Source organism: Streptomyces sp. NBC_01304 (genome assembly GCF_035975855.1).
In the GTDB taxonomy this organism is placed as follows: domain Bacteria; phylum Actinomycetota; class Actinomycetes; order Streptomycetales; family Streptomycetaceae; genus Streptomyces.
The window spans coordinates 3,942,728-3,962,641 of the sequence record NZ_CP109055.1 but is presented as its reverse complement, the minus strand read 5'-3'; the positions used below and the strand labels follow the sequence as shown (position 1 = coordinate 3,962,641).

The window sequence follows — 19,914 nt, the reverse complement described above, 5'->3', positions numbered from 1 at the left end:
GCCGTGCCCAAGCCGCTCAGCCTCCCCTTCGACCCCATCGCCCGAGCCGACGAACTCTGGAAGCAGCGCTGGGGGTCCGTGCCCTCGATGGCCGCGATCACCTCGATCATGCGCGCCCACCAGATCCTGCTCGCCGAGGTCGACGCGGTCGTCAAGCCGTACGGGCTGACCTTCGCGCGCTACGAGGCGCTCGTCCTGCTCACCTTCTCCAAGGCCGGCGAGCTGCCGATGTCGAAGATCGGCGAGCGGCTGATGGTGCACCCCACCTCGGTGACGAACACCGTGGACCGCCTGGTGAAGTCGGGCCTGGTGGCCAAGCGCCCCAACCCCAACGACGGCCGCGGCACCCTCGCCTCCATCACGGACAAGGGCCGCGAGGCGGTGGACGCGGCGACCCGCGACCTGATGGCGATGGACTTCGGGCTCGGGGTGTACGACGCCGAGGAGTGCTCCGAGATCTTCGCGATGCTCCGCCCGTTGCGGGTGGCCGCCGCCGATTTCGAGGACCAGTAAGGCCCGGCCGGCCCGGCTGACCCTCGCGAAGATCGCCCAAAGCGGACGGTTACGCTCGTACGCATGAAGAAGAGCGTCCTGACCCGCTATCGCATCATGGCCTACGTCACCGGTGTCCTCCTGGTCCTGCTGACCCTCGGCATGATCGGCAAGTACGTCCTGGGCATGGACGGTGCCGCGGACTTCACCAAGATCGTGGGTATCGCGCACGGCTGGCTGTACGTCCTCTACCTCGCCTTCGCCTTCGACCTGGGCTCCAAGGCCAAGTGGCCGGTCGGCAAGCAGCTCTGGGTGCTCATCGCGGGCACGATCCCGACGGCCGCGTTCTTCGTCGAGCGCAAGGTCTCCGCCGAGGTCGAGCCGCTGGTCACCGAGGACGGCACCGCGGTCGCCAAGGCCTGACCGACGCCCGGACCTCCCCGCCGTGTGCCAAGCCACGGCGGTTGTCCATCGACATTTACTAGGACGTCCTAGTAAATTCAGAGGCATGGACGCTGACGCGATCGAAGAGGGCCGCCGTCGCTGGCAGGCCAGGTACGACAAGGCCCGCAAGCGGGACGCCGACTTCACCACGCTCTCCGGCGATCCGGTCGACCCCGCCTACGGGCCCCGCCCCGGGGACACGTACGAAGGGTTCGAGCGGATCGGCTGGCCCGGCGAATACCCCTTCACGCGCGGCCTCTACCCCACCGGCTACCGCGGCCGGACCTGGACCATCCGCCAGTTCGCGGGCTTCGGCAATGCCGAGCAGACGAACGAGCGCTACAAGAAGATCCTGGCCAACGGCGGCGGCGGCCTCTCGGTCGCCTTCGACATGCCGACCCTGATGGGCCGCGACTCGGACGACGAGCGCTCGCTCGGCGAGGTCGGGCACTGTGGCGTCGCGATCGACTCGGCGGCCGACATGGAGGTCCTCTTCCAGGGCATCCAGCTGGGCGACGTCACGACCTCGATGACGATCTCCGGGCCGGCCGTCCCGGTCTTCTGCATGTACCTCGTCGCCGCCGAGCGGCAGGGCGTCGACCCGGGGGTGCTCAACGGCACCCTCCAGACGGACATCTTCAAGGAGTACATCGCGCAGAAGGAGTGGCTGTTCCAGCCCGAGCCCCATCTGCGCCTCATCGGCGACCTGATGGAGCACTGCGCCCGGGACATCCCCGCGTACAAGCCGCTCTCGGTCTCCGGCTATCACATCCGCGAGGCCGGGGCGACGGCCGCGCAGGAGCTGGCGTACACCCTCGCCGACGGCTTCGGGTACGTGGAGCTGGGCCTCTCCCGCGGGCTCGACGTGGACGTCTTCGCCCCGGGTCTGTCCTTCTTCTTCGACGCGCACGTCGACTTCTTCGAGGAGATCGCCAAGTTCCGCGCCGCGCGCAGGATCTGGGCGCGCTGGATGAAGGACGTGTACGGCGCCCAGACGGACAAGGCCCAGTGGCTGCGCTTCCACACGCAGACCGCGGGGGTCTCGCTGACCGCTCAGCAGCCGTACAACAACGTCGTCCGTACGGCGGTGGAGGCCCTGGCGGCGGTCCTCGGCGGAACCAACTCGCTGCACACCAATGCCCTGGACGAGACGCTTGCGCTGCCCTCGGAGCAGGCGGCCGAGATCGCGCTGCGTACGCAGCAGGTGCTGATGGAGGAGACCGGGGTCGCCAACGTCGCGGACCCGCTGGGCGGTTCCTGGTACATCGAGCAGCTGACCGATCGCATCGAGGCCGATGCGGAGAAGATCTTCGACCAGATCAAGGAGCGGGGTACGCGGGCGCACCCCGACGGGGTGCATCCGATCGGGCCGATCACGTCCGGGATCCTGCGGGGCATCGAGGACGGGTGGTTCACCGGGGAGATCGCGGAGTCGGCCTTCCAGTACCAGCGGTCCCTCGAGAAGGGGGACAAGAGGGTGGTCGGGGTCAACTGTCACCACGGGTCGGTGACGGGGGACCTGGAGATTCTGCGGGTCTCGCACGAGGTGGAGCGGGATCAGGTTCGTGAGCTTTCCGCTCGGAAGGCCGGGCGGGATGACGCGCGCGTCCGGGCTTCTCTTGATGCGATGCTCGCGGCGGCCCGGTCCGGGGCCAACATGATCGCGCCCATGCTGGACGCGGTGCGGGCCGAGGCCACGTTGGGCGAGATCTGCGGGGTGCTCCGCGACGAGTGGGGCGTGTATACGGAGCCGGCCGGGTTCTGATTTCTTCCCCACCCCGCCCCTTCCCGAAAGACTGCCGTCGGCGTCAAGGGCTGTCCTCAAGCGCCGGACGGGCTGATATATCAGCCCGTCCGGCGTTTGAGGACTTTCGGGAAGGGGCGGGGAGGGGAATCAAAAGGTCAGCCGGAACAGCGCCCCACCCCCCGGCGCCCCCTCCGCCACCAGCTCCGCCCCGTGCGCCCGCGCGATCTGGCGAGCCATGGCCAGACCCAGCCCCGACCCCGGCAGGGCCCGCGCCGCGTCCGCGCGGTAGAAGCGGTCGAAGACGTGGGGGAGGTCCGACGGGGAGATCCCCGGACCGTGGTCCCGCACCGTCAACTCCCGCGCGGACAGCGCGACTTCGACAGGCGAACCCGCCGGGCTGAACTTCGCCGCGTTGTCGAGCAGGTTCGTGAGGAGGCGGGAGAGGCGGGCCGGTACCCCGGCGATGACGAAGGGTGTCTCGTCGACGGTCAGCGTGAAGGGCGTCCCGGGCCAGTGCGAGCGGGCCACGTCCACCACGTGCCGCGTGAGCGAGGCCAGGTCGACCTGTTCCAGCAAGGGATGCGGCTCCTCGTCACGAGCGAGCTCGATCAAGTCGTTGACCAGACCGGTGACTTCCCGCAGCTGGCGGGAGAGAGCCCCAGAGGCTCGGTCCCTCTGGGCCGCAGAAAGCCGATCGGCCCGCGCCAACAGCTCCGCGTTCGTGCGCAGCGCGGTCAGTGGCGTACGCAGCTCGTGCGAGGCGTCGGCGACCAGCCGGCGCTGGGCCGTGACGGACTGTTCGAGTTCTCCGAGCATGGTGTTGAAGGTGGCGGCGAGGCGGGTCACCTCGTCCTCGCGCCCCGGCGGGCCCGGCGGGAGCTCGATGCGGTGGCGGGCGTCGCGGGTCGCGGCGATGCGTTCCGCGGTGGCGGTGAGCCGGGTGAGCGGGGACAGGCCGGTGCGCGAGACCCAGTAGCCGAGCCCCGCGGCGACCAGCACGCCCCCGGCGCCGGTCAGCGCGAGCAGCGACGCGGCCTGACGTACGCCCCGGTCCGCGATGTCCGCGCGCAGGGCGACCTGGATGGCCTCTCCCTTGCCGTACGTGGTGGTGTACATCCGGGCCGGATGCCCTTCGAGCGTGAAGTTCGTGTAGTACGGCCGCTGTTGGGCGGCCGCGACCTGACGGGTCGCCGGGGCGACCGGCAGCAGGTAGGGCTTCGACGGGTCGTCGGCGGGGGACGCCGGGACGATCTGGGCGCAGGCGGGGGCGCCGAGGAAGTGGCACTCGCCGGTGACGACTCCGGCCCCGGTGTCCTGGTGCTGCTGCCGGATCAGCGTCGCCGACTGGGCGAGGTTCTGGTCGAGTTGTTGGTAGAGCTTGTAGCGGATCACGAAGAACGCGGCCGCGCAGATGCCCACCGCGACCAGCGCGACCGCCGCGGTCGTGGCGAGCGCGAGCCGCGTACGCAGCGGCCGTCGGCGGCGCCAGCGGGCACCGAGCCTGCGCCCGCCGCTCACGCCAGGTCCAGGCGGTAGCCGACGCCGTGCACCGTGTGGACGAGACGGGGTTCGCCGTCCGCCTCCAGCTTCCGGCGCAGATAACCCACGTACACGGCAAGGGAGTTGGAGTCCGGACCGAAGTCCTGGCCCCAGACCCGGTCGAGCAGCAGCTCGCGGGGGAGTACCTGGCGTGGATGCATGAGCAGCTGTTCCAGTAGCGCCGACTCGGTGCGGCTGAACTCCAGGGAGCGCCCGCCCCGCTGCCCGGTCCGGGTCTCCGGGTCGAGGGTGAGGTCCGCGAAGGCCAGCCCGGCGGGGGCGTCGGCCTCGGGGGCGGCCCGGCGCAGCAGCGCGCGGACCCGGGCCGCGAGCTCGTCGAGGGCGAAGGGCTTGGTCAGATAGTCGTCGGCGCCCGCGTCCAGGCCGTCCACCCGCTCGCTCACCGAGTCGAGCGCGGTCAGCACGAGGACGGGCGTACGGTCCCCCATGGCGCGCAGCCGCCGGCACAGGCCGAGACCGTCCAGGACCGGCATCATCACGTCGAGCACGATCGCGTCCGGCTCCCACGCGGCGATCTCGCTCAGGGCCGAGAGCCCGTCCGCCGCGCCGCGCACCGCGTACCCCTCGACCGCGAGACCGTCCTCCACGGCCGCCCGGACCTCCGGCTCGTCGTCGACGACCAGCACCCTGGCCGCGGCAGCCCCCGTGGCCCCATGGGCCCCTGCGTTCACGCTCATTCGTCAAGAGTGCCAAATCATGCTCTTAGAACCCTCTTAAGCCGTTTCGCGAGTGTGGCGGCCATGCGCACACCACACTTCGCAGCCACCACGACAGGCCCTGCCGCGCCCCTCTCCGTCGTGATCGGCGCGGGCGGCACCGGTGGCCACATCTATCCGGGTCTCGCCCTCGCCGACGCGCTCCGCCGGGCCGTGCCGGACGCGGTGATCTCCTTCGTCGGTACGACGCGCGGCCTTGAGGGCCGCCTCATACCCGAGGCCGGTTACCGCCTGCACACCGTCGACATGATCCCCTTCGACCCGGCGCTCGGCGCGCGCCGCTACCTCCTGCCGGCCGCGCTGCTGAAGTCGGGCGCGCAGTGCCGGACCATCCTGCGCGAGCAGCGCGCCCAGGTCGCCGTCGGCATGGGCGGCTACCCGAGCGCGCCCGTCATCCTGGGCGCCCGCATGGCCAAGCTGCCCAGCGTGATCCACGAGTCCAACGCGGTGCCGGGCCGCGCCAACCAGTTCGCCGCCCGCCTCACCCCGAACGTCACGGTGGCCTTCGACCGCTCCTGCGCCCATCTCTCGGGCGGCGAGCACGCCCGCACGGTCGGCATGCCCATCGCGGCCGCCCTGGCCCGCCTGGACCGGACCGCCCTGCGCGCCGAGGCGCGGCGCGAGCTGGGTGTGCCGGACGGGGCGCGGCTCGTCCTCTTCAACGGGGGCAGCCTGGGCGCGGCCCGCCTCACCGAGGCGGCGGTCGGCCTGGCGGAGCGCTGGCGCGGACGTGGCGACGTACATCTGCTGATCAAGACGGGACCCGCGGCGCTCGACGAGACGCGGCGGCTGCTCGGCGACTTTCCCGTCGCGCGGGCCGTCCCCTATCTCGACCGGATGGATTACGCGTACGCCGCCGCCGATCTGGTCGTCTGCCGGGCGGGCTCCGCGACGGTCGCCGAGCTCGCCTCGACCGGGGTGCCCGCGGTCCTCGTGCCGTACCCGCACGCCCCCGGCGACCACCAGACCCACAACGCGCGCGTGCTCTCCGACGCCGGGGCGGGACTGCTCCTGCCGGACGCGGAGACCACGGCCTCGCGGCTTGCCGCGCTGATCGAGCCGTTGCTCGCCGACCCGGCACGCCTCGCCTCGATGTCCGGGGCCGCGGACCCGGGCCCGCACGCGCACGCGGCGGAACTGCTCGCCGCGGAAGTCATCGAACTCGCCCACCACCGACGCCACTTGGAGCACGCAGCATGACCACCGACGCAACCTTCGCCTGGAATGGCCGGACCGTCCTCGTCACCGGAGCCGAGGGCTTCATCGGCTCGACGCTCGTCGACCTGCTGGTCGAGGCGGGCGCGCGAGTGCGGGCCTTTGTGCACTACAAGCCGTACGCGGAGAAGGGCCATCTCGCCCAGTACCTCGGGGACTCCCGGGTGGAGATGATCGCCGGCGACGTCCGTGACGCGGGGCGGGTGATGGACGCGGTGGCCGGGTGCGACACGGTCTTCCACCTCGCCGCGCTGATCGGGATCCCGTACAGCTACGACTCTCCCGGTGCGTACGTCGCCACGAACGTGGTCGGCACGGAGAACGTGGCGGAGGCCTGCCGTCGCCACTCCGTGCGGCGGCTCGTCCACACCTCCACCTCGGAGGTGTACGGCACCGCGCTCACGGCGCCCATCAGCGAGGCACACCCGCTGCAGCCGCAGTCGCCGTACTCCGCGTCGAAGATCGGGGCCGACATGATGGCCCTGTCGCACTGGCACGCCTTCGAGCTGCCGGTGACGGTGGTGCGGCCCTTCAACACGTACGGGCCCAGGCAGTCGGCCCGTGCCGTCATTCCGACAATCCTGGCCCAACTGCACGCCGGGGCACGGGAGATCAAGCTGGGGTCGCTGACCCCGACCCGTGATTTCACCTATGTCACGGACACCGCTCGGGGGTTCATGGCTCTGGCCGCGTGCGAGCGGGCGCTGGGGGACGTGGTGAACCTGGGGTCGGGGCAGGAGATCTCGATCGGGGATCTGGCGGGTGCGCTGATCGCGGCGTCGGGGCGTTCCGCCGAGGTCGTGGTGGATCCGGCCCGGCTTCGCCCTTCGGGCAGCGAGGTGGAGCGGCTCCTTTCGGACAACTCCCGGGCGCGGGAGTGGGCTTCTTGGACGCCGTCCGTCTCTTTGTCGGAGGGGCTGAAGCGGACGTCTTCGTGGGTTGCGGAGAACTTGCACCTGTTCGCCGTCGATCGCTACCAGGTCTGATTTCTCCCCGCCCCGCCCCTTCCCGTAAGGCTGCCGCCGGCTTTCGGGGTGGGGGTGGGTGGGTACCCGTCCGTCACTGATGTCCTCAAGCGCCGGACGGGCTGATTTCATCAGCCCGTCCGGCGCTTGAGGACACAGCTCCGCAGGATTTCGGGAAGGGGCGGGTAGGGGACAAAATCGTTCACCCCTGAGAAGCCGCGCTCAACCCGCCCAGCAGCAACGCGGTAAAGCGGCGGGCCCAAGCCGCGTCCACCGGCTCCGCGCTCACCAGTGAGCGATGCACCACCGCCCCGGCCACCACATCGAAGATGAGATCGGCGGTCTCGGCCGCGGCCGAGGTCGATGCCTCGGCGGGCAACTCCCCACGGGCCTGGGCCCGTTCACGGCCAAGCAGCACCAGCCGCTTCTGGCGATCGACGATCGAGGCCCGGATACGCACCCGCAGCGCCTCGTCCCGAGTCGACTCGGCCACCACCGCCATGAGCGCCGTCCGCGTCTCGGGCCGCTCGAGCAGCGCGGCGAATTGCAGGACCACGCCCTCCACATCCGCCGCAAGGCTCCCCAGATCCGGCAGCGTCAGCTCGTCGAAGAGCACCGCGACCGCATCGACGACCAGCTCGTTCTTGCCCGCCCAACGCCGGTAGAGCGTCGTCTTGGCGACCCCGGCGCGGGCCGCCACGTCGCCCAGCGTCAGCTTGGACCAGCCGAGCTCGACCAGTGCGACGCGGGTCGCCTCCAGGATCGCGGCATCGGCCTCGGCGCTCCGGGGGCGTCCCTTCCGCCCAGAGCTCGTGGTTGTGCACATGCCCGCGACCATACCGGTCGGTAAGTCGGGCGCAGGAAGCCCGAAGGTGCGCTCAGTGGCGCAGATCACCAAGGAAAGCAGGACAGGTGGATCACGGCAGAGATACGCTACGACCCGTAGCGAAAGCTCGTACGTGAGACTGCACGGGGAATCTCAACCGCGAGCGGCAACCACACAGTGCCGGGTGGGGACCCGGCACGAACTCAGGAGAAACAAGGTCCTCCTCGGGACCGAGGCCGTGACCTGTCCGTACGCCCCGCAAACCGGCGGGGGGCCTGCGGACGGGCCGCGGCCCGCAAGGAGTCGGCCATCGAAAAGGCCGGGGGCTTTTCACACGCGCGCGCGGAGGGGGGAGACTGTACGCATGCAGCCACGGAACATGTCCATGAGCGGAGTCGTCGACCTCGCCGCGGTGAAGGCGGCCCAAGAGGCCAAGGCGAAGGCCGAGCAGGCCCGCGCGGAAGCGGCGCGGCAGGGCGGGGGCGCCCCGGCGGCCGTCTCGCCCGCGAGTCTCGTCTTCGACGTCGACGAGGCCGGATTTGAGAACGAGGTCCTGCAGCGGTCCGCCGAAGTGCCCGTCGTCATCGACTTCTGGGCCGAGTGGTGCGAGCCCTGCAAGCAGCTCGGCCCGCTGCTCGAGCGTCTCGCGGTCGAGTACAACGGCCGTTTCCTCCTTGCCAAGGTCGACGTCGACGCCAACCAGATGCTGATGCAGCAGTTCGGGATCCAGGGGATCCCGGCCGTCTTCGCGGTGGTGGCCGGGCAGGCGCTGCCCCTCTTCCAGGGCGCGGCTCCCGAGTCCCAGATCCGGGGCACCCTCGACCAGTTGGTCCAGGTCGCCGAGGAGCGCTTCGGCCTGACCGGGATCCAGGTCGACCCGAACGCGCAGGGGGCCCCGGCCGCTCCCGCCGAGGCGCCGGCCGGCCCTTACGACGCGATCCTCGAGGCGGCCGTGCAGGCGCTGGACGCGGGTGACCTGGGCGGTGCGGTCCAGGCGTACAAGAACGTGCTGAGCGACGACCCGGCCAACACCGAGGCCAAGCTCGGCCTCGCCCAGGCCCAACTCCTGCAGCGCGTCGAGGGCATGGACCCGAACCAGGTGCGCCAGGACGGTGCCGAGAAGCCGGCCGACCCGGCCGCGCAGATCGCCGCCGCCGACCTGGACCTGGTGGGCGGCCATGTCGAGGACGCCTTCGGCCGGCTCGTCGAGACGGTCAAGCGCACCTTCGGCGACGACCGCGAGGCCGTACGCGTACGCCTTCTCGAGCTCTTCGAAGTGGTCGGCGCGGACGATCCGCGGGTGGCCAAGGCGCGTTCGGCGCTGGCCCGGGCGCTGTTCTAGGCCACTTCTAACAGCGGGGCAAGCCCGGCGCGAGGCTGGGTTCCGACGGGTCGGTTCCTGACCAGTCGTTAAACCGGGGCCTCGGATGTGGCCTTGTGAAAATTTGGCGACAGAACGACTTGGCGGCCGCGCTTTACCAAATCTTGGTAATCGCGGCCGCTGTTACTTGGAGTAAAGCAACCCGCCCGTTCTGACCGCTTAAGCACCGGCATATCCGGATGTGAGACGGGGGTGAGGGGCACCCTGTGTGGCCGCCCGGTGTCGAGCCGTCGTGACGCGGTTATCCAGCCGTTACCAGCGAGTAACGAACCCCCTTGTGCGGGCGCTCCGAATGGACCACGATCGGCCACGCTCGGTCCATTCCCGTACCCCCGACAGCCAGCTCGGGGCTCGGTTCTTCTGGGTCCCCACCGAGTGGCCGAAGGCGCCGCCGACGGTCTTGGACAGGGGGGTCTCTGCCATCCGGCAGGGCCTGTCCGCAAGGTTGCGCGGGAATGCACGTTTTTGGACGTCAGAGCCAACGCAGCCAGTGGTTGTCGCTCGGGGGTGATCGCCGGTGATTTCTGGTCGCGGTTCTGCGCCTGGATGTGCCACAGGCGCTCTCCTTCCCGAGGACGTAGCACTTCTCCCATCCCTGCCCGGCTGAGCCGCTTCGGGCCAGTCAGGGTCAGGAGATGTACGTCCGAGAAGGAGGAAAGTCATGGAATCCGTGGCTCGTGGCGGAACCAGATGGAAGCGGTTCGCCGTAGTCATGGTGCCGAGCGTCGCGGCTACTGCCGCGATAGGCGTGGCCCTCTCGCAGGGTGCGCTCGCGGCATCGTTCAGTGTGTCCGGCCAGTCGTTCAAGGTCAGTGTCGATGAGCTCGACGGCCACGACATGCTCCAGTACGGCGGCGTCGATGTCGGCGTCGACATGGAGGGCAAGAAGGCCGCCCACCCGGTCTCGATCTCCGCGTTCAAGAACGCGAAGCTCACCAACATGTGCCAGTCCGTCGTGACGCACGTGCCGCTGCTCGGTGATGTCACCCTGCAGCTCACGGCGGGTGGCAAGGGCAAGCCGGTCGAGGCCGAGAACATCTACATCGATGTGGCTCAGCTCGACTCGTCCCAGGCCATCTTCACCAACGTGGACATCGGCGTCGCCGCCGGACACGGCACCAAGGGCCCGGGCATGAAGGGCGGCAAGGAGCAGGCGAGCCCCAACGGCTTCGCCCAGCAGGCCGACCGTGCGGTGATCAAGGACGTCAAGCAGACGGCCTGGGCGACCAGCGCGGGCACCTTCAAGCTCAACGACTTCGGCATGTCGCTGAAAAAGGGCAAGCAGGAGTGCTTCTAAGCACTCGCTGAGCCCGGCGGCCGCGCATCGCGATGCAGAGCCGCTGGGCACCTGGCCCCGGCGGGCGTGGGGCACCGTCTCCCCGCCCGCCACCACAGATCGATCTCCTCAGATCATCTCCTCCACGTACTGCGTACCACCGGTTCCAAGGAGCTGTTTCCCATGAGCGCCGACTCTGCCGGGACGAACGAACACTTTCTCACCGTCTACAGGGAGAGGTTTCGGGTCTGGCGGGGTGCCCGTCCCTTCTGGGCGGGACTCCTCACGGCCCTCGGCGGCATCCCGATTGCCTACTTGCCCTACGGCAACATCAAGCTCGGCAATATGACGCTTGCCATGGCCACGACGGCGGGGGCCGGTTCGCTGATCATCGGCGTACTGCTGATCGTGCTCGGACTGACCATGTGGTTCCAGCAGCACTCCCGGATCTTCGCGGGTGTCGCGGCGATCCTGCTCGCGCTGGTCTCCCTGGTGGTGTCCAACATCGGTGGCTTCCTGGTCGGGTTCCTGCTGGCCCTGATCGGTGGCGCGCTCGGCATCTCCTGGGTGCCGGCCGGTTCCGGGCAGGCGAAGGGCGCGCGGCACGGGCGCAAGGCCGAGGAGTCTGCCGCGGACGGTACCGAGGAGCCCGCAGTGGCGGGTGCCGCGGGCGGGGCGAGTGAGGACCTGCAAGGAACCAGCTCGATGAACGAGACGAACGGGAGGCACAGTGCCGGCTGACGAGGCGCAGCGGGACGGCGCCGCGGGCGAGCTCCGTGCGAGAACCGGGCCGCGGCATGCAGCCCCCAGGAAGCCGATCCTCACGAGGCTGAGCATGCCCGCGGGCAAGGCGGTGTCCCTCGCGGCGATACCCAGCGCCATCCTCATGGGCATGGGTCTGACTCCGACTCTCGCGGTGGCCAAGCCGCTGCCGAAGAACCCCTTCCAGGACGGCCCGTGTGTCACGGCGCCGGACAAGGAAGTTGAGGACGAGAAGAAGGACGACGCCAAGAAGGACGAGGAGAAGAAGGACGAGGCCACGCCGACTCCTTCGGCCTCCGAAGGCGCGGATGCCGGCAAGGGTGACGAGCCCGGGGCGACCCCGTCGCCGTCCGCCGGTGACTCCGGTTCCGGTGAGTCCGCCGAGGACGAGAAGGCTGCCGAGCCGGAGCCGACCCCCTCGCCGTCCGAGACCAAGAACCCGCTCGACCCGCTGGGCGTCGGCGAGAAGATCAAGGACTTCTTCACGCCCGACGAGCCGGAGGCCGAGCCGTCGCCCTCGGCGAGCCCGTCGCCGTCGGAGTCTGCCGGGGACTCCGGGGACAAGGACACCGACAAGCCGGCCGGCGAGGCCGGTGACCCGGTCAAGGACGCCGTCGACGGCGCCAAGGACGGTGTCGAGGACGCGGCGGACAAGGCCAAGAAGGAACTGGAGGACGCGGCCGACAAGGCCGAGGCCTCCGCGGGCGCCGAGTCCACCGACCCGATGGCCCCGGACGAGAACGGCAAGAAGCCCTTCCCGTGCGTGGTCGAGAAGAAGGTCGCGGGCGACGAGGAGATCCCTCCGGCGCCGATACCCGACCAGCCGTGGTACCTCGAGGCCAGCTCGCTGCTGCTCAAGGGCGCGGACTACGAGGGCGTCTTCAACATCACCACGGCCGGCGGCAAGACCAAGCAGGTCCTGAAGTACGTGATCAAGAACGGCACGGACATCGGGGACCTGCACCAGAAGGTCGACGCTCCGGGCGGGAAGACGGCCCACATCCAGGCCTCGAAGGGCTCCACGTCCACGATCCGTGACGGGGAAACGATCATGTACACGGAGAGCATCTCCGGCAAGCTCTTCGGTCTGATCCCGATCACCTTCGACCCCGAGCACCCGCCGCCGCTGAACATCCCGCTGATCTACTTCACCGATGTGAAGGTGACGCAGGCGGCACAGTTCGGCGGGACCCTGACGGTGCCCGGCCTCAAGAACTACATCGACTGATCTCCGGGACGTACGACTTCTCCGGGAGCCGCGAGAACGCCGAGGGCGCCCCCTGATTCAGGGGGCGCCCTCGGCGCGTACGTACTGCCAACTGGCAGCGGGGGAGCGTCAGTCGCGCTCGCCGCCACCGAGGTGGTGCACCCGGACCATGTTGGTGGTGCCGGGGATGCCGGGGGGCGAACCGGCGGTGATGATCATGGTGTCGCCCTTGTTGTAGCGCTTGAGCTTGAGCAGCTCGGCGTCGACCAGCTCGACCATGGCGTCGGTGTTGTCGACGTGCGCGACCACGCGGGTCTCGACGCCCCAGCTGAGCGCCAGCTGGTTGCGGGTGCCGGCGTCCGTGGTGAAGGCCAGGATCGGCTGACCCGTGCGGTAGCGCGACAGACGGCGGGCCGTGTCACCGGAGTGCGTGAACGCGACCAGTGCCTTGGCGTCCAGGAAGTCCGCGATCTCGGCTGCGGCGCGGGCCACCGCACCACCCTGGGTGCGCGGCTTCTTGCCCGGGACCAGCGGCTGCAGGCCCTTGGAGAGGAGCTCCTCCTCGGCCGCGACGACGATCTTCGACATCGTCTTGACCGTCTCGATCGGGTACGCGCCCACCGAGGACTCGGCGGACAGCATGACCGCGTCCGCACCGTCCAGGATCGCGTTGGCGACGTCGGACGCCTCGGCGCGCGTGGGGCGGGAGTTGGTGATCATCGACTCCATCATCTGGGTCGCGACGATCACCGGCTTGGCGTTGCGGCGGCACATCTCCACGAGGCGCTTCTGCACCATCGGGACCTTCTCGAGCGGGTACTCGACGGCGAGGTCACCACGGGCCACCATCACCGCGTCGAACGCCGCGACGACGCCCTCCATGTTGGCGACGGCCTGCGGCTTCTCCACCTTGGCGATGACGGGGACCCGGCGGCCCTCCTCGTCCATCACCTTGTGGACGTCCTTGACGTCGTTGGCGTCGCGCACGAAGGACAGGGCGACCATGTCGCAGCCCATCTTCAGGGCGAAGCGCAGGTCTTCGATGTCCTTCTCGGAAAGGGCCGGGACATTTACCGCCGCACCGGGCAGATTGATGCCCTTGTGGTCGGAAATGACACCGCCCTCGATGACGACGGTCTTGACCTGGGGGCCCTCGACGGAAACGACCTTGAGCTCGACATTTCCGTCATTGATCAGAACCGGGTCGCCCTTGGAGACATCTCCGGGCAGGCCCTTGTAGGTCGTACCGCAAATGGACTTGTCGCCCGGAACGTCCTCGGTGGTGATGGTGAACTCGTCACCACGGACCAGCTCGACGGGTCCCTCGGCGAAGGTCTCCAGGCGGATCTTCGGGCCCTGCAGGTCGGCGAGGACGCCCACGGCCTGGCCGGTGTCCTCGGCAGCCTTGCGGACGCGGTCGTACCGCTCCTGGTGCTCTGCCTGGGATCCGTGGCTGAAGTTGAATCGGGCCACGTTCATGCCAGCCTCGATGAGAGCCTTCAGCTGCTCATGCGAGTCGACGGCGGGGCCCAGCGTGCAAACGATTTTGGAACGGCGCATGAGGCGGATCCTATCGGTTTGTTTCTCTACGGAATAATCCGTCTGGCGGAAAGTCCAAATGGGCGAACGTGCGCTCAGGTGTGGCTAATTCGAGGTCAAGAAGAATTCACCGCACCAGCGCGTACACCTGGTTCGCGATCTCCAGTTCTTCGTCGGTCGGCACGACGGCCACGGCTACTCGCGCGTAATCGGCAGAAATCAGCCGTGGCTCGTCACCGCGTACGGAGTTGCGCTCGGCGTCGAGCGCCAGGCCCAGTTCCTCCAGGCCCGCGATCGCAGCTTCGCGCACGGTGGCCGAGTTCTCGCCGACCCCGGCGGTGAAGGCGACCGCGTCCACCCGGCCGAGTACCGCGGCGTAGGCGCCGATGTACTTCTTCAGGCGGTGGATGTAGACGTCGAAGGCGAGCGCGGCGGAGGCGTCGCCCTCGGCGCGGCGGCGCTCGACCTCGCGCTGGTCGTTGTCGCCGCACAGGCCGAGCAGGCCGCTCTTCTTGTTGAGCAGGTTGTCGATCTCGTCGACCGACTTCCCGCCCACGCGCGCCAGATGGAAGAGGACGGCCGGGTCCAGGTCACCGGAGCGGGTGCCCATGACCAGGCCCTCCAGCGGGGTCAGACCCATCGAAGTGTCCACGCACACCCCGCCCTTGACGGCGGACGCCGAGGCGCCGTTGCCCAGGTGCAGGACGATGACGTTGGCCTCTTCGGGGGTCTTGCCGAGCAGCTTCGCGGTCGCGCGGGAGACGTAGGCGTGCGAGGTGCCGTGGAAGCCGTAGCGGCGGATGGAGAGCGCGTCGGCCGTCTCGCGGTCGATGGCGTAGCGGTACGCGGCCTCCGGCATCGTCGAGTGGAAGGCCGTGTCGAACACCGCGACCTGGGGCAGGTCGGGGCGGATCGACTTGGCGACCTCGATGCCCGTGACGTTGGCCGGGTTGTGCAGCGGCGCCAGCGGGACCAGGTTCTCCAGCTCGGTGAGGACCTCGGCGTCCACCACCGTGGGCTGGGTGAACTTGGTGCCGCCGTGCACGACGCGGTGGCCGATCGCCGCGAGCTCGGGGGAGTCGAGGCCGAGGCCGTCCTTGGCCAGCTCGGTGGCGACGGCCTTGAGGGCCGCCTCGTGGTCGGGGATCGGACCGTTCTGCTCCCGGGACTCGGCGCCGCCGCCGAGCAGCGGGGTGTGCTTGAGCCGGGAGGTCTCCTCGCCGATGCGCTCGACCAGGCCGACGGCGAGACGCGAGCTGTCGGCCATGTCGAGCAGCTGGTACTTCACCGACGAGGAGCCGGAGTTGAGGACGAGAACGCGGGTGGCGGTCACAGCGGAGAGGCTTTCTGTGGGGGAGGGGGAGGTCATACGTTGCTGGGGGTCTGGGCCTGAATGGCCGTGATGGCAACGGTGTTGACGATGTCCTGGACGAGGGCGCCGCGGGACAGGTCGTTGACCGGCTTGCGCAGACCCTGCAGGACCGGGCCGACGGCGATCGCGCCGGCCGAGCGCTGCACGGCCTTGTAGGTGTTGTTGCCGGTGTTGAGGTCCGGGAAGATCAGCACGGATGCCTGGCCGGCCACCTCGGAGTCCGGCAGCTTGGTCGCGGCCACGGACGGCTCGACGGCGGCGTCGTACTGGATCGGGCCCTCGATCTTCAGGTCGGTGCGGCGCGAGCGCACCAGCTCGGTGGCCTCGCGCACCTTGTCGACATCGGCGCCCGAGCCGGAGGTGCCGGTCGAGTACGACAGCATCGCGATCCGCGGGTCGACGCCGAACTGCTCGGCGGTGGCGGCCGACTGGACCGCGATGTCCGCGAGCTGTTCGGCGTTGGGGTCCGGGTTGACCGCGCAGTCGCCGTAGACCAGGACCTTGTCGGCCAGGCACATGAAGAAGACCGAGGAGACGATCTTCGCGTCCGGCTTGGTCTTGATGATCTCGAAGGCGGGGCGGATGGTCGCCGCAGTGGAGTGCACCGAGCCGGAGACCATGCCGTCGGCCAGACCCTCCTGGACCATCAGCGTGCCGAAGTAGTTGACGTCGGTGACCACGTCGTGGGCCAGCTCGACCGTCATGCCCTTGTGGGCGCGCAGCTGCGCGTACGCGGCGGCGAAGCGCTCCCGCAGCGGCGAGGTCTGCGGGTTGATGACCTCGGCGCCGTCCAGGCTGAGGCCCAGGTCCGCGGTCTTCTTGCGGACGGCCTCCTCCTCGCCGAGCAGCACCAGCTCGCACACGCCACGGCGCAGCAGCACGTCGGCGGCGCGCAGCACGCGCTCCTCGGTGCCCTCGGGCAGTACGACCTTGCGCAGGTTGGTGCGGGACTGCTCGATCAGCTTGTGCTCGAACATCATCGGCGTGACGCGGCCGCTGCGGGCCACCGAGAGCCGGTCGGAGAGGGTCGAGGCGTCGACGTACCGCTCGAAGAGACCGAGCGCGGTCTCCGCCTTGCGGGGCGTCGCCGCGTTCAACTTCCCCTCCATCGCGAAGAGTTCCTGCGCGGTCGGGAAGCTGTTGCCCGGCACCGAGAGCACCGGGGTGCCCGGCGCGAGACGGTCGGCCAGGCGCAGGATGTCCTTGCCGGGACGCTCGTTGAGGGTGAGCAGCACGCCCGCGATGGGCGGCGTACCGGCGCTGTGCGCGGCCAGCGAGCCCACCACCAGGTCGGCGCGGTCGCCGGGGGTGACGACCAGGCAGCCGGGGGTCAGGGCGTTCAGGAAGTTCGGCAGCATGGCGCCGCCGAACACGAAGTCCAGGGCGTCGCGGGCCAGTCCGGCGTCGTCGCCGAGCAGCACCTCGGCGCCGAGCGCGTGGCCGATCTGCGCGACGGTCGGCGCCGACAGCGCGGGCTCCTCGGGGAGCGCGTACACCGGCACCGGGATCCGGGCGTCCAGGCGCTCGGCGATGATGTCGCGGTCCTCGGGGTTCACGCGGTTCACGACGAGCGCGATGACGTCGCAGCCCTGCGCCTCGTACGCCCGGTAGGCGTTGCGCGCCTCGGCCCGTACCGACTCGGCGGACTGCGTACCGCCACCCACCACGGGCAGCACGGAGGCCCCGAACTCATTGGCGAGGCGGGCGTTGAGACCCAGCTCGTCCGGGAGCTGCGTGTCCGCGAAGTCCGAACCGAGGACGAGCACCACCTCGTAGTCGCGGGCCACCTCGTGGAACTTGCCGACCAGCGTGGAGACCAGCTCGTCGGTGCCCTTCTCGGCCTGCAGCGCGGACGCCTCGTGGTAGTCCATGCCGTACACGGTCGCCGCGTCCTGGGTGAGCCGGTAGCGCGAGCGCAGCAGGTCGAAGAGCCGGTCGGGACCGTCGTGCACGAGCGGGCGGAAGACACCGACCCGGTCGACCTGACGGGTCAGGAGCTCCATGACTCCCAGCTCGATCACCTGGCGGCCGTCGCCGCGGTCGATCCCGGTCACGTACACGCTGCGCGTCACGCGTGCTCTCCGTTCCATCTCAGTGCCACTGCTTGACTGGCTCACCTGTACGACCCGGCTCGTTCTGTACGAGTCGGGCCCGGACAAAATTACCCGTTATGGTGGGCTTGCCCTCTTGACAATACCCCTGTGGGTGGATAGAGCGCCCGCCGGACAAAGGCCCCGGAGGGCGGGCCATAGGGCCCATGGAACCCCATGGAAGTGCCTTCGGGTGGAGTACGGGAAGCGGCGGGCCGAAGAGGCCCGTGGAACAATTGGGACCCGGCTCACGCGTACGACTAGCGAGCAGGAGAAACAGCACGATGCGTATCGGAGTTCTCACCGCAGGCGGCGACTGCCCGGGGCTGAACGCAGTGATCCGGTCGGTCGTGCACCGCGCCGTCGCGGCCCATGGTGACCAGGTCATCGGCTTCGAAGACGGCTACAAGGGATTGCTCGACGGCTACTACCGCCCTCTCGACCTGGTCGGAGTGAGCGGCATCCTCTCTCGCGGCGGCACCATCCTCGGCTCCGCCCGCCTGGAGAAGGGCCGGCTGCAGGAGGCCGTGGCCAACGCCCCGGCCCTCACCAAGAAGTTGGGCATCGACGTCCTCATCCCGATCGGCGGCGAGGGCACGCTCACCGCGGCCCGGATGCTCTCCGACGCGGGCATGCCGGTGGTCGGCGTACCGAAGACCATCGACAACGACATCAACGCCACCGACCGCACCTTCGGCTTCGACACCGCGGTCGGCGTCGCCACCGAGGCCATGGACCGCCTCAAGACCACGGCCGAGTCGCACCAGCGCGTCATGGTCGTCGAGGTCATGGGCCGGCACGCGGGCTGGATCGCGCTGGAGTCCGGCATGGCCGGCGGTGCGCACGGCATCTGCCTGCCGGAGCGGGCCTTCGACCCGGCCCAGCTGGTCAAGATGGTCGAGGAACGCTTCGCGCGCGGCAAGAAGTTCGCCGTCATCTGCGTCGCCGAGGGCGCCCACCCCGTCGAGGGCACGATGGACTACGGCACCGGCGAGATCGACCAGTTCGGCCACGAGCGCTTCAAGGGCATCGGCACCGCCCTCGCCCAGGAGCTGGAGCACCGCCTCGGCAAGGAGGCCAAGCCGGTCATCCTCGGCCATGTGCAGCGCGGCGGCACCCCGACCGCGTACGACCGGGTGCTCGCCACCCGCTTCGGCTGGCACGCCGTGGAGGCCGCGCACCGCGGGGAGTTCGGCAAGTTCACCGCCCTGCGCGGCACGGACATCGACATGGTGCCGCTCGCGGACGCCGTCACCGAGCTCAAGACGGTGCCCGAATACCGCATGGACGAGGCCGAGTCGGTGTTCTGACCGCTCTCCGGCCGGTCTTCCGACCCGGTTGGGCGTACGTCTCAAAGCCCCGCTGCCCCAGGACTTCGGTCCCGGGGCAGCGGGGCTTTGTGCTTCAGTTCCGGCGACTCAGGTCCCGGCTCGGGCCTCGGGCCTCCGGCTCCGGCGTCTCAGGCCCCGGCCTCGCGGACCTCGGCCCAGAAGACCGGCACGATCTCCGCGAGGAACTCCCGCCCCGAGTCCCCGCCGTCCTCCGCACTGCTGTCGCCCCAGCCGAGGGTCGATGCCATCCGGGCGTGGTAGTCGTCGTGCATGTGCTCCAGCACGTCCTCCAGACGGTGCCGGTCCACCGGCAGGAGCTTGGAGATCGGGCGGACGTACGCCTGCCAGCGCGTGGACACCGCGCTGCGCAGGAGGTCGGCCAGCTTCTCGTCGAGGCCGGTCACCGTCGCGAAGTCCTGCGGGGACAGGCCGAGCACCTGGGCAAGGGCGGCCGACTGCCGGTCGTTGCCGCGCCACTGGCCCGAGTCCTCCATCCGCAGATACGACTCGTGGTCGAAGCCCACCGCCCGTGCCACGTCCTCCGGCGCGAGGCCGCGCGCGAGGCGGTGCTCCCGCAGGGTGGTCGCGGCCCCGAGCAGCTCACCCGGCGCACACCACAGCGCCCCGGCGAGCGCGCTCAGCTCGGCCGCGGTGGGCGCGGCCGTCCCGCGCTCCCAGGCCGAGATGTGGTCCGGGGTGATGTGGTTGAGCCCGTAGCTGGCGCGGATGCCGTACGCGACATGACCGGGGGCCATCCCCAGCGCCTCGCGCAGCCGGCGGGCGGCTGGGGCGTTGAAGGGAGGTGTGGGCTGACTCTGCTGGTGCACGAGCACACGCTAGGGGGCTACTCGTCGGTCGACTACGGTGCGTTCTGCTGAGATCACCTCTCGTAGGAACGCACGGCGTCTACGCCCTCACCTGGGAAGTCGTGGTGGGGCGTCCATCATCTGGGCGGTGTGTGGACGTTGTGTGTGCAGGCCCTGACGGGGGT

The 19,914-nt window shown here is 69.8% G+C and carries 17 protein-coding genes; 10 read left to right on the top strand and 7 right to left on the bottom strand.

The window, feature by feature from the left end:
• Nucleotides 1–3: 3 nt before the first annotated feature.
• The 3 genes from OG430_RS17110 to OG430_RS17100 all read left to right on the top strand — a co-directional run bounded on the left by OG430_RS17110 (nucleotide 4) and on the right by OG430_RS17100 (nucleotide 2,701).
• The gene (locus OG430_RS17110; protein WP_327353373.1) at nucleotides 4–513 is read left to right on the top strand and encodes a MarR family winged helix-turn-helix transcriptional regulator; all 510 of its coding nucleotides are present in this window, start codon (nucleotides 4–6) and stop codon (nucleotides 511–513) included.
• Nucleotides 514–576: 63 nt separating this feature from the next.
• A complete protein-coding gene (locus tag OG430_RS17105; RefSeq protein ID WP_327353372.1) occupies nucleotides 577–915 on the top strand; it encodes a DUF3817 domain-containing protein in 339 nt (112 codons plus the stop codon).
• 85 nt (nucleotides 916–1,000) lie between these two features.
• Nucleotides 1,001–2,701: an acyl-CoA mutase large subunit family protein gene (locus OG430_RS17100; protein WP_327353371.1), complete on the top strand. Its 1,701-nt coding sequence runs from the start codon at nucleotides 1,001–1,003 to the stop codon at nucleotides 2,699–2,701.
• A gap of 129 nt (nucleotides 2,702–2,830) precedes the next feature.
• Here the strand turns inward: OG430_RS17100 and OG430_RS17095 are convergent, their stop codons facing one another.
• Nucleotides 2,831–4,201, bottom strand: coding sequence for a sensor histidine kinase (locus OG430_RS17095; RefSeq protein WP_327353370.1), 1,371 nt, complete (start codon nucleotides 4,199–4,201; stop codon nucleotides 2,831–2,833).
• Nucleotides 4,198–4,920, bottom strand: a complete 723-nt coding sequence (locus OG430_RS17090) for a response regulator transcription factor (protein ID WP_327353368.1) — start codon at nucleotides 4,918–4,920, stop codon at nucleotides 4,198–4,200. The genes OG430_RS17095 and OG430_RS17090 overlap by 4 nt, the downstream gene beginning before the upstream one ends.
• Before the next feature lie 63 nt (nucleotides 4,921–4,983).
• Between OG430_RS17090 and OG430_RS17085 the strand changes: the two genes are divergently transcribed.
• Both OG430_RS17085 and OG430_RS17080 read left to right on the top strand, forming a co-directional pair.
• Nucleotides 4,984–6,159, top strand: a complete 1,176-nt coding sequence (locus tag OG430_RS17085; RefSeq protein WP_327353367.1) for a UDP-N-acetylglucosamine--N-acetylmuramyl-(pentapeptide) pyrophosphoryl-undecaprenol N-acetylglucosamine transferase — start codon at nucleotides 4,984–4,986, stop codon at nucleotides 6,157–6,159.
• Nucleotides 6,156–7,160 carry a GDP-mannose 4,6-dehydratase gene (locus tag OG430_RS17080; protein ID WP_327353366.1) on the top strand — a complete coding sequence of 335 codons (1,005 nt, stop codon included), beginning with the start codon at nucleotides 6,156–6,158 and terminating at the stop codon, nucleotides 7,158–7,160. Before OG430_RS17085 ends, OG430_RS17080 begins: the two co-directional genes overlap by 4 nt.
• 181 nt (nucleotides 7,161–7,341) lie before the next feature.
• On the opposite strand, the gene OG430_RS17075 is transcribed toward OG430_RS17080, so the two are convergent.
• Complete coding sequence (locus OG430_RS17075; RefSeq protein ID WP_327353365.1) at nucleotides 7,342–7,965, bottom strand: TetR/AcrR family transcriptional regulator; 624 nt, start codon at nucleotides 7,963–7,965, stop codon at nucleotides 7,342–7,344.
• 364 nt (nucleotides 7,966–8,329) lie between these two features.
• Here OG430_RS17075 and OG430_RS17070 point away from each other — a divergent pair, with 364 nt between their 5' ends.
• The 4 genes from OG430_RS17070 to OG430_RS17055 all read left to right on the top strand — a co-directional run bounded on the left by OG430_RS17070 (nucleotide 8,330) and on the right by OG430_RS17055 (nucleotide 12,612).
• The gene (locus OG430_RS17070; protein WP_327353364.1) at nucleotides 8,330–9,307 is read left to right on the top strand and encodes a tetratricopeptide repeat protein; all 978 of its coding nucleotides are present in this window, start codon (nucleotides 8,330–8,332) and stop codon (nucleotides 9,305–9,307) included.
• A 700-nt stretch (nucleotides 9,308–10,007) separates the two neighbouring features.
• Nucleotides 10,008–10,643, top strand: a complete 636-nt coding sequence (locus OG430_RS17065) for a DUF6230 family protein (protein ID WP_327353363.1) — start codon at nucleotides 10,008–10,010, stop codon at nucleotides 10,641–10,643.
• Nucleotides 10,644–10,805: 162 nt separating this feature from the next.
• On the top strand, nucleotides 10,806–11,363 hold the full coding sequence (locus OG430_RS17060; RefSeq protein WP_327353362.1) for a DUF6114 domain-containing protein: 558 nt from the start codon (nucleotides 10,806–10,808) through the stop codon (nucleotides 11,361–11,363).
• Nucleotides 11,364–11,457: 94 nt separating this feature from the next.
• A complete protein-coding gene (locus tag OG430_RS17055) occupies nucleotides 11,458–12,612 on the top strand; it encodes a hypothetical protein (protein WP_327353361.1) in 1,155 nt (384 codons plus the stop codon).
• A 108-nt stretch (nucleotides 12,613–12,720) separates the two neighbouring features.
• Here OG430_RS17055 and pyk read toward each other — a convergent pair whose 3' ends face one another.
• From pyk to pta, 3 genes are all read right to left on the bottom strand, one after another.
• Nucleotides 12,721–14,151, bottom strand: a complete 1,431-nt coding sequence (pyk, locus tag OG430_RS17050) for a pyruvate kinase (RefSeq protein ID WP_327353360.1) — start codon at nucleotides 14,149–14,151, stop codon at nucleotides 12,721–12,723.
• Nucleotides 14,152–14,257: 106 nt separating this feature from the next.
• Nucleotides 14,258–15,499, bottom strand: coding sequence for an acetate kinase (locus OG430_RS17045; protein ID WP_327353359.1), 1,242 nt, complete (start codon nucleotides 15,497–15,499; stop codon nucleotides 14,258–14,260).
• Nucleotides 15,496–17,574 carry a phosphate acetyltransferase gene (gene pta / locus OG430_RS17040; RefSeq protein ID WP_327353358.1) on the bottom strand — a complete coding sequence of 693 codons (2,079 nt, stop codon included), beginning with the start codon at nucleotides 17,572–17,574 and terminating at the stop codon, nucleotides 15,496–15,498. The genes OG430_RS17045 and pta overlap by 4 nt, the downstream gene beginning before the upstream one ends.
• A gap of 302 nt (nucleotides 17,575–17,876) precedes the next feature.
• Here pta and OG430_RS17035 point away from each other — a divergent pair, with 302 nt between their 5' ends.
• Nucleotides 17,877–18,902 (top strand): ATP-dependent 6-phosphofructokinase, encoded by a 1,026-nt coding sequence (locus OG430_RS17035; protein WP_327353357.1) that lies wholly within the window; start codon nucleotides 17,877–17,879, stop codon nucleotides 18,900–18,902.
• 149 nt (nucleotides 18,903–19,051) lie between these two features.
• On the opposite strand, the gene OG430_RS17030 is transcribed toward OG430_RS17035, so the two are convergent.
• Nucleotides 19,052–19,750 carry a helix-turn-helix domain-containing protein gene (locus OG430_RS17030; RefSeq protein WP_327353356.1) on the bottom strand — a complete coding sequence of 233 codons (699 nt, stop codon included), beginning with the start codon at nucleotides 19,748–19,750 and terminating at the stop codon, nucleotides 19,052–19,054.
• Between the last annotated feature and the right edge of the window lie 164 nt (nucleotides 19,751–19,914).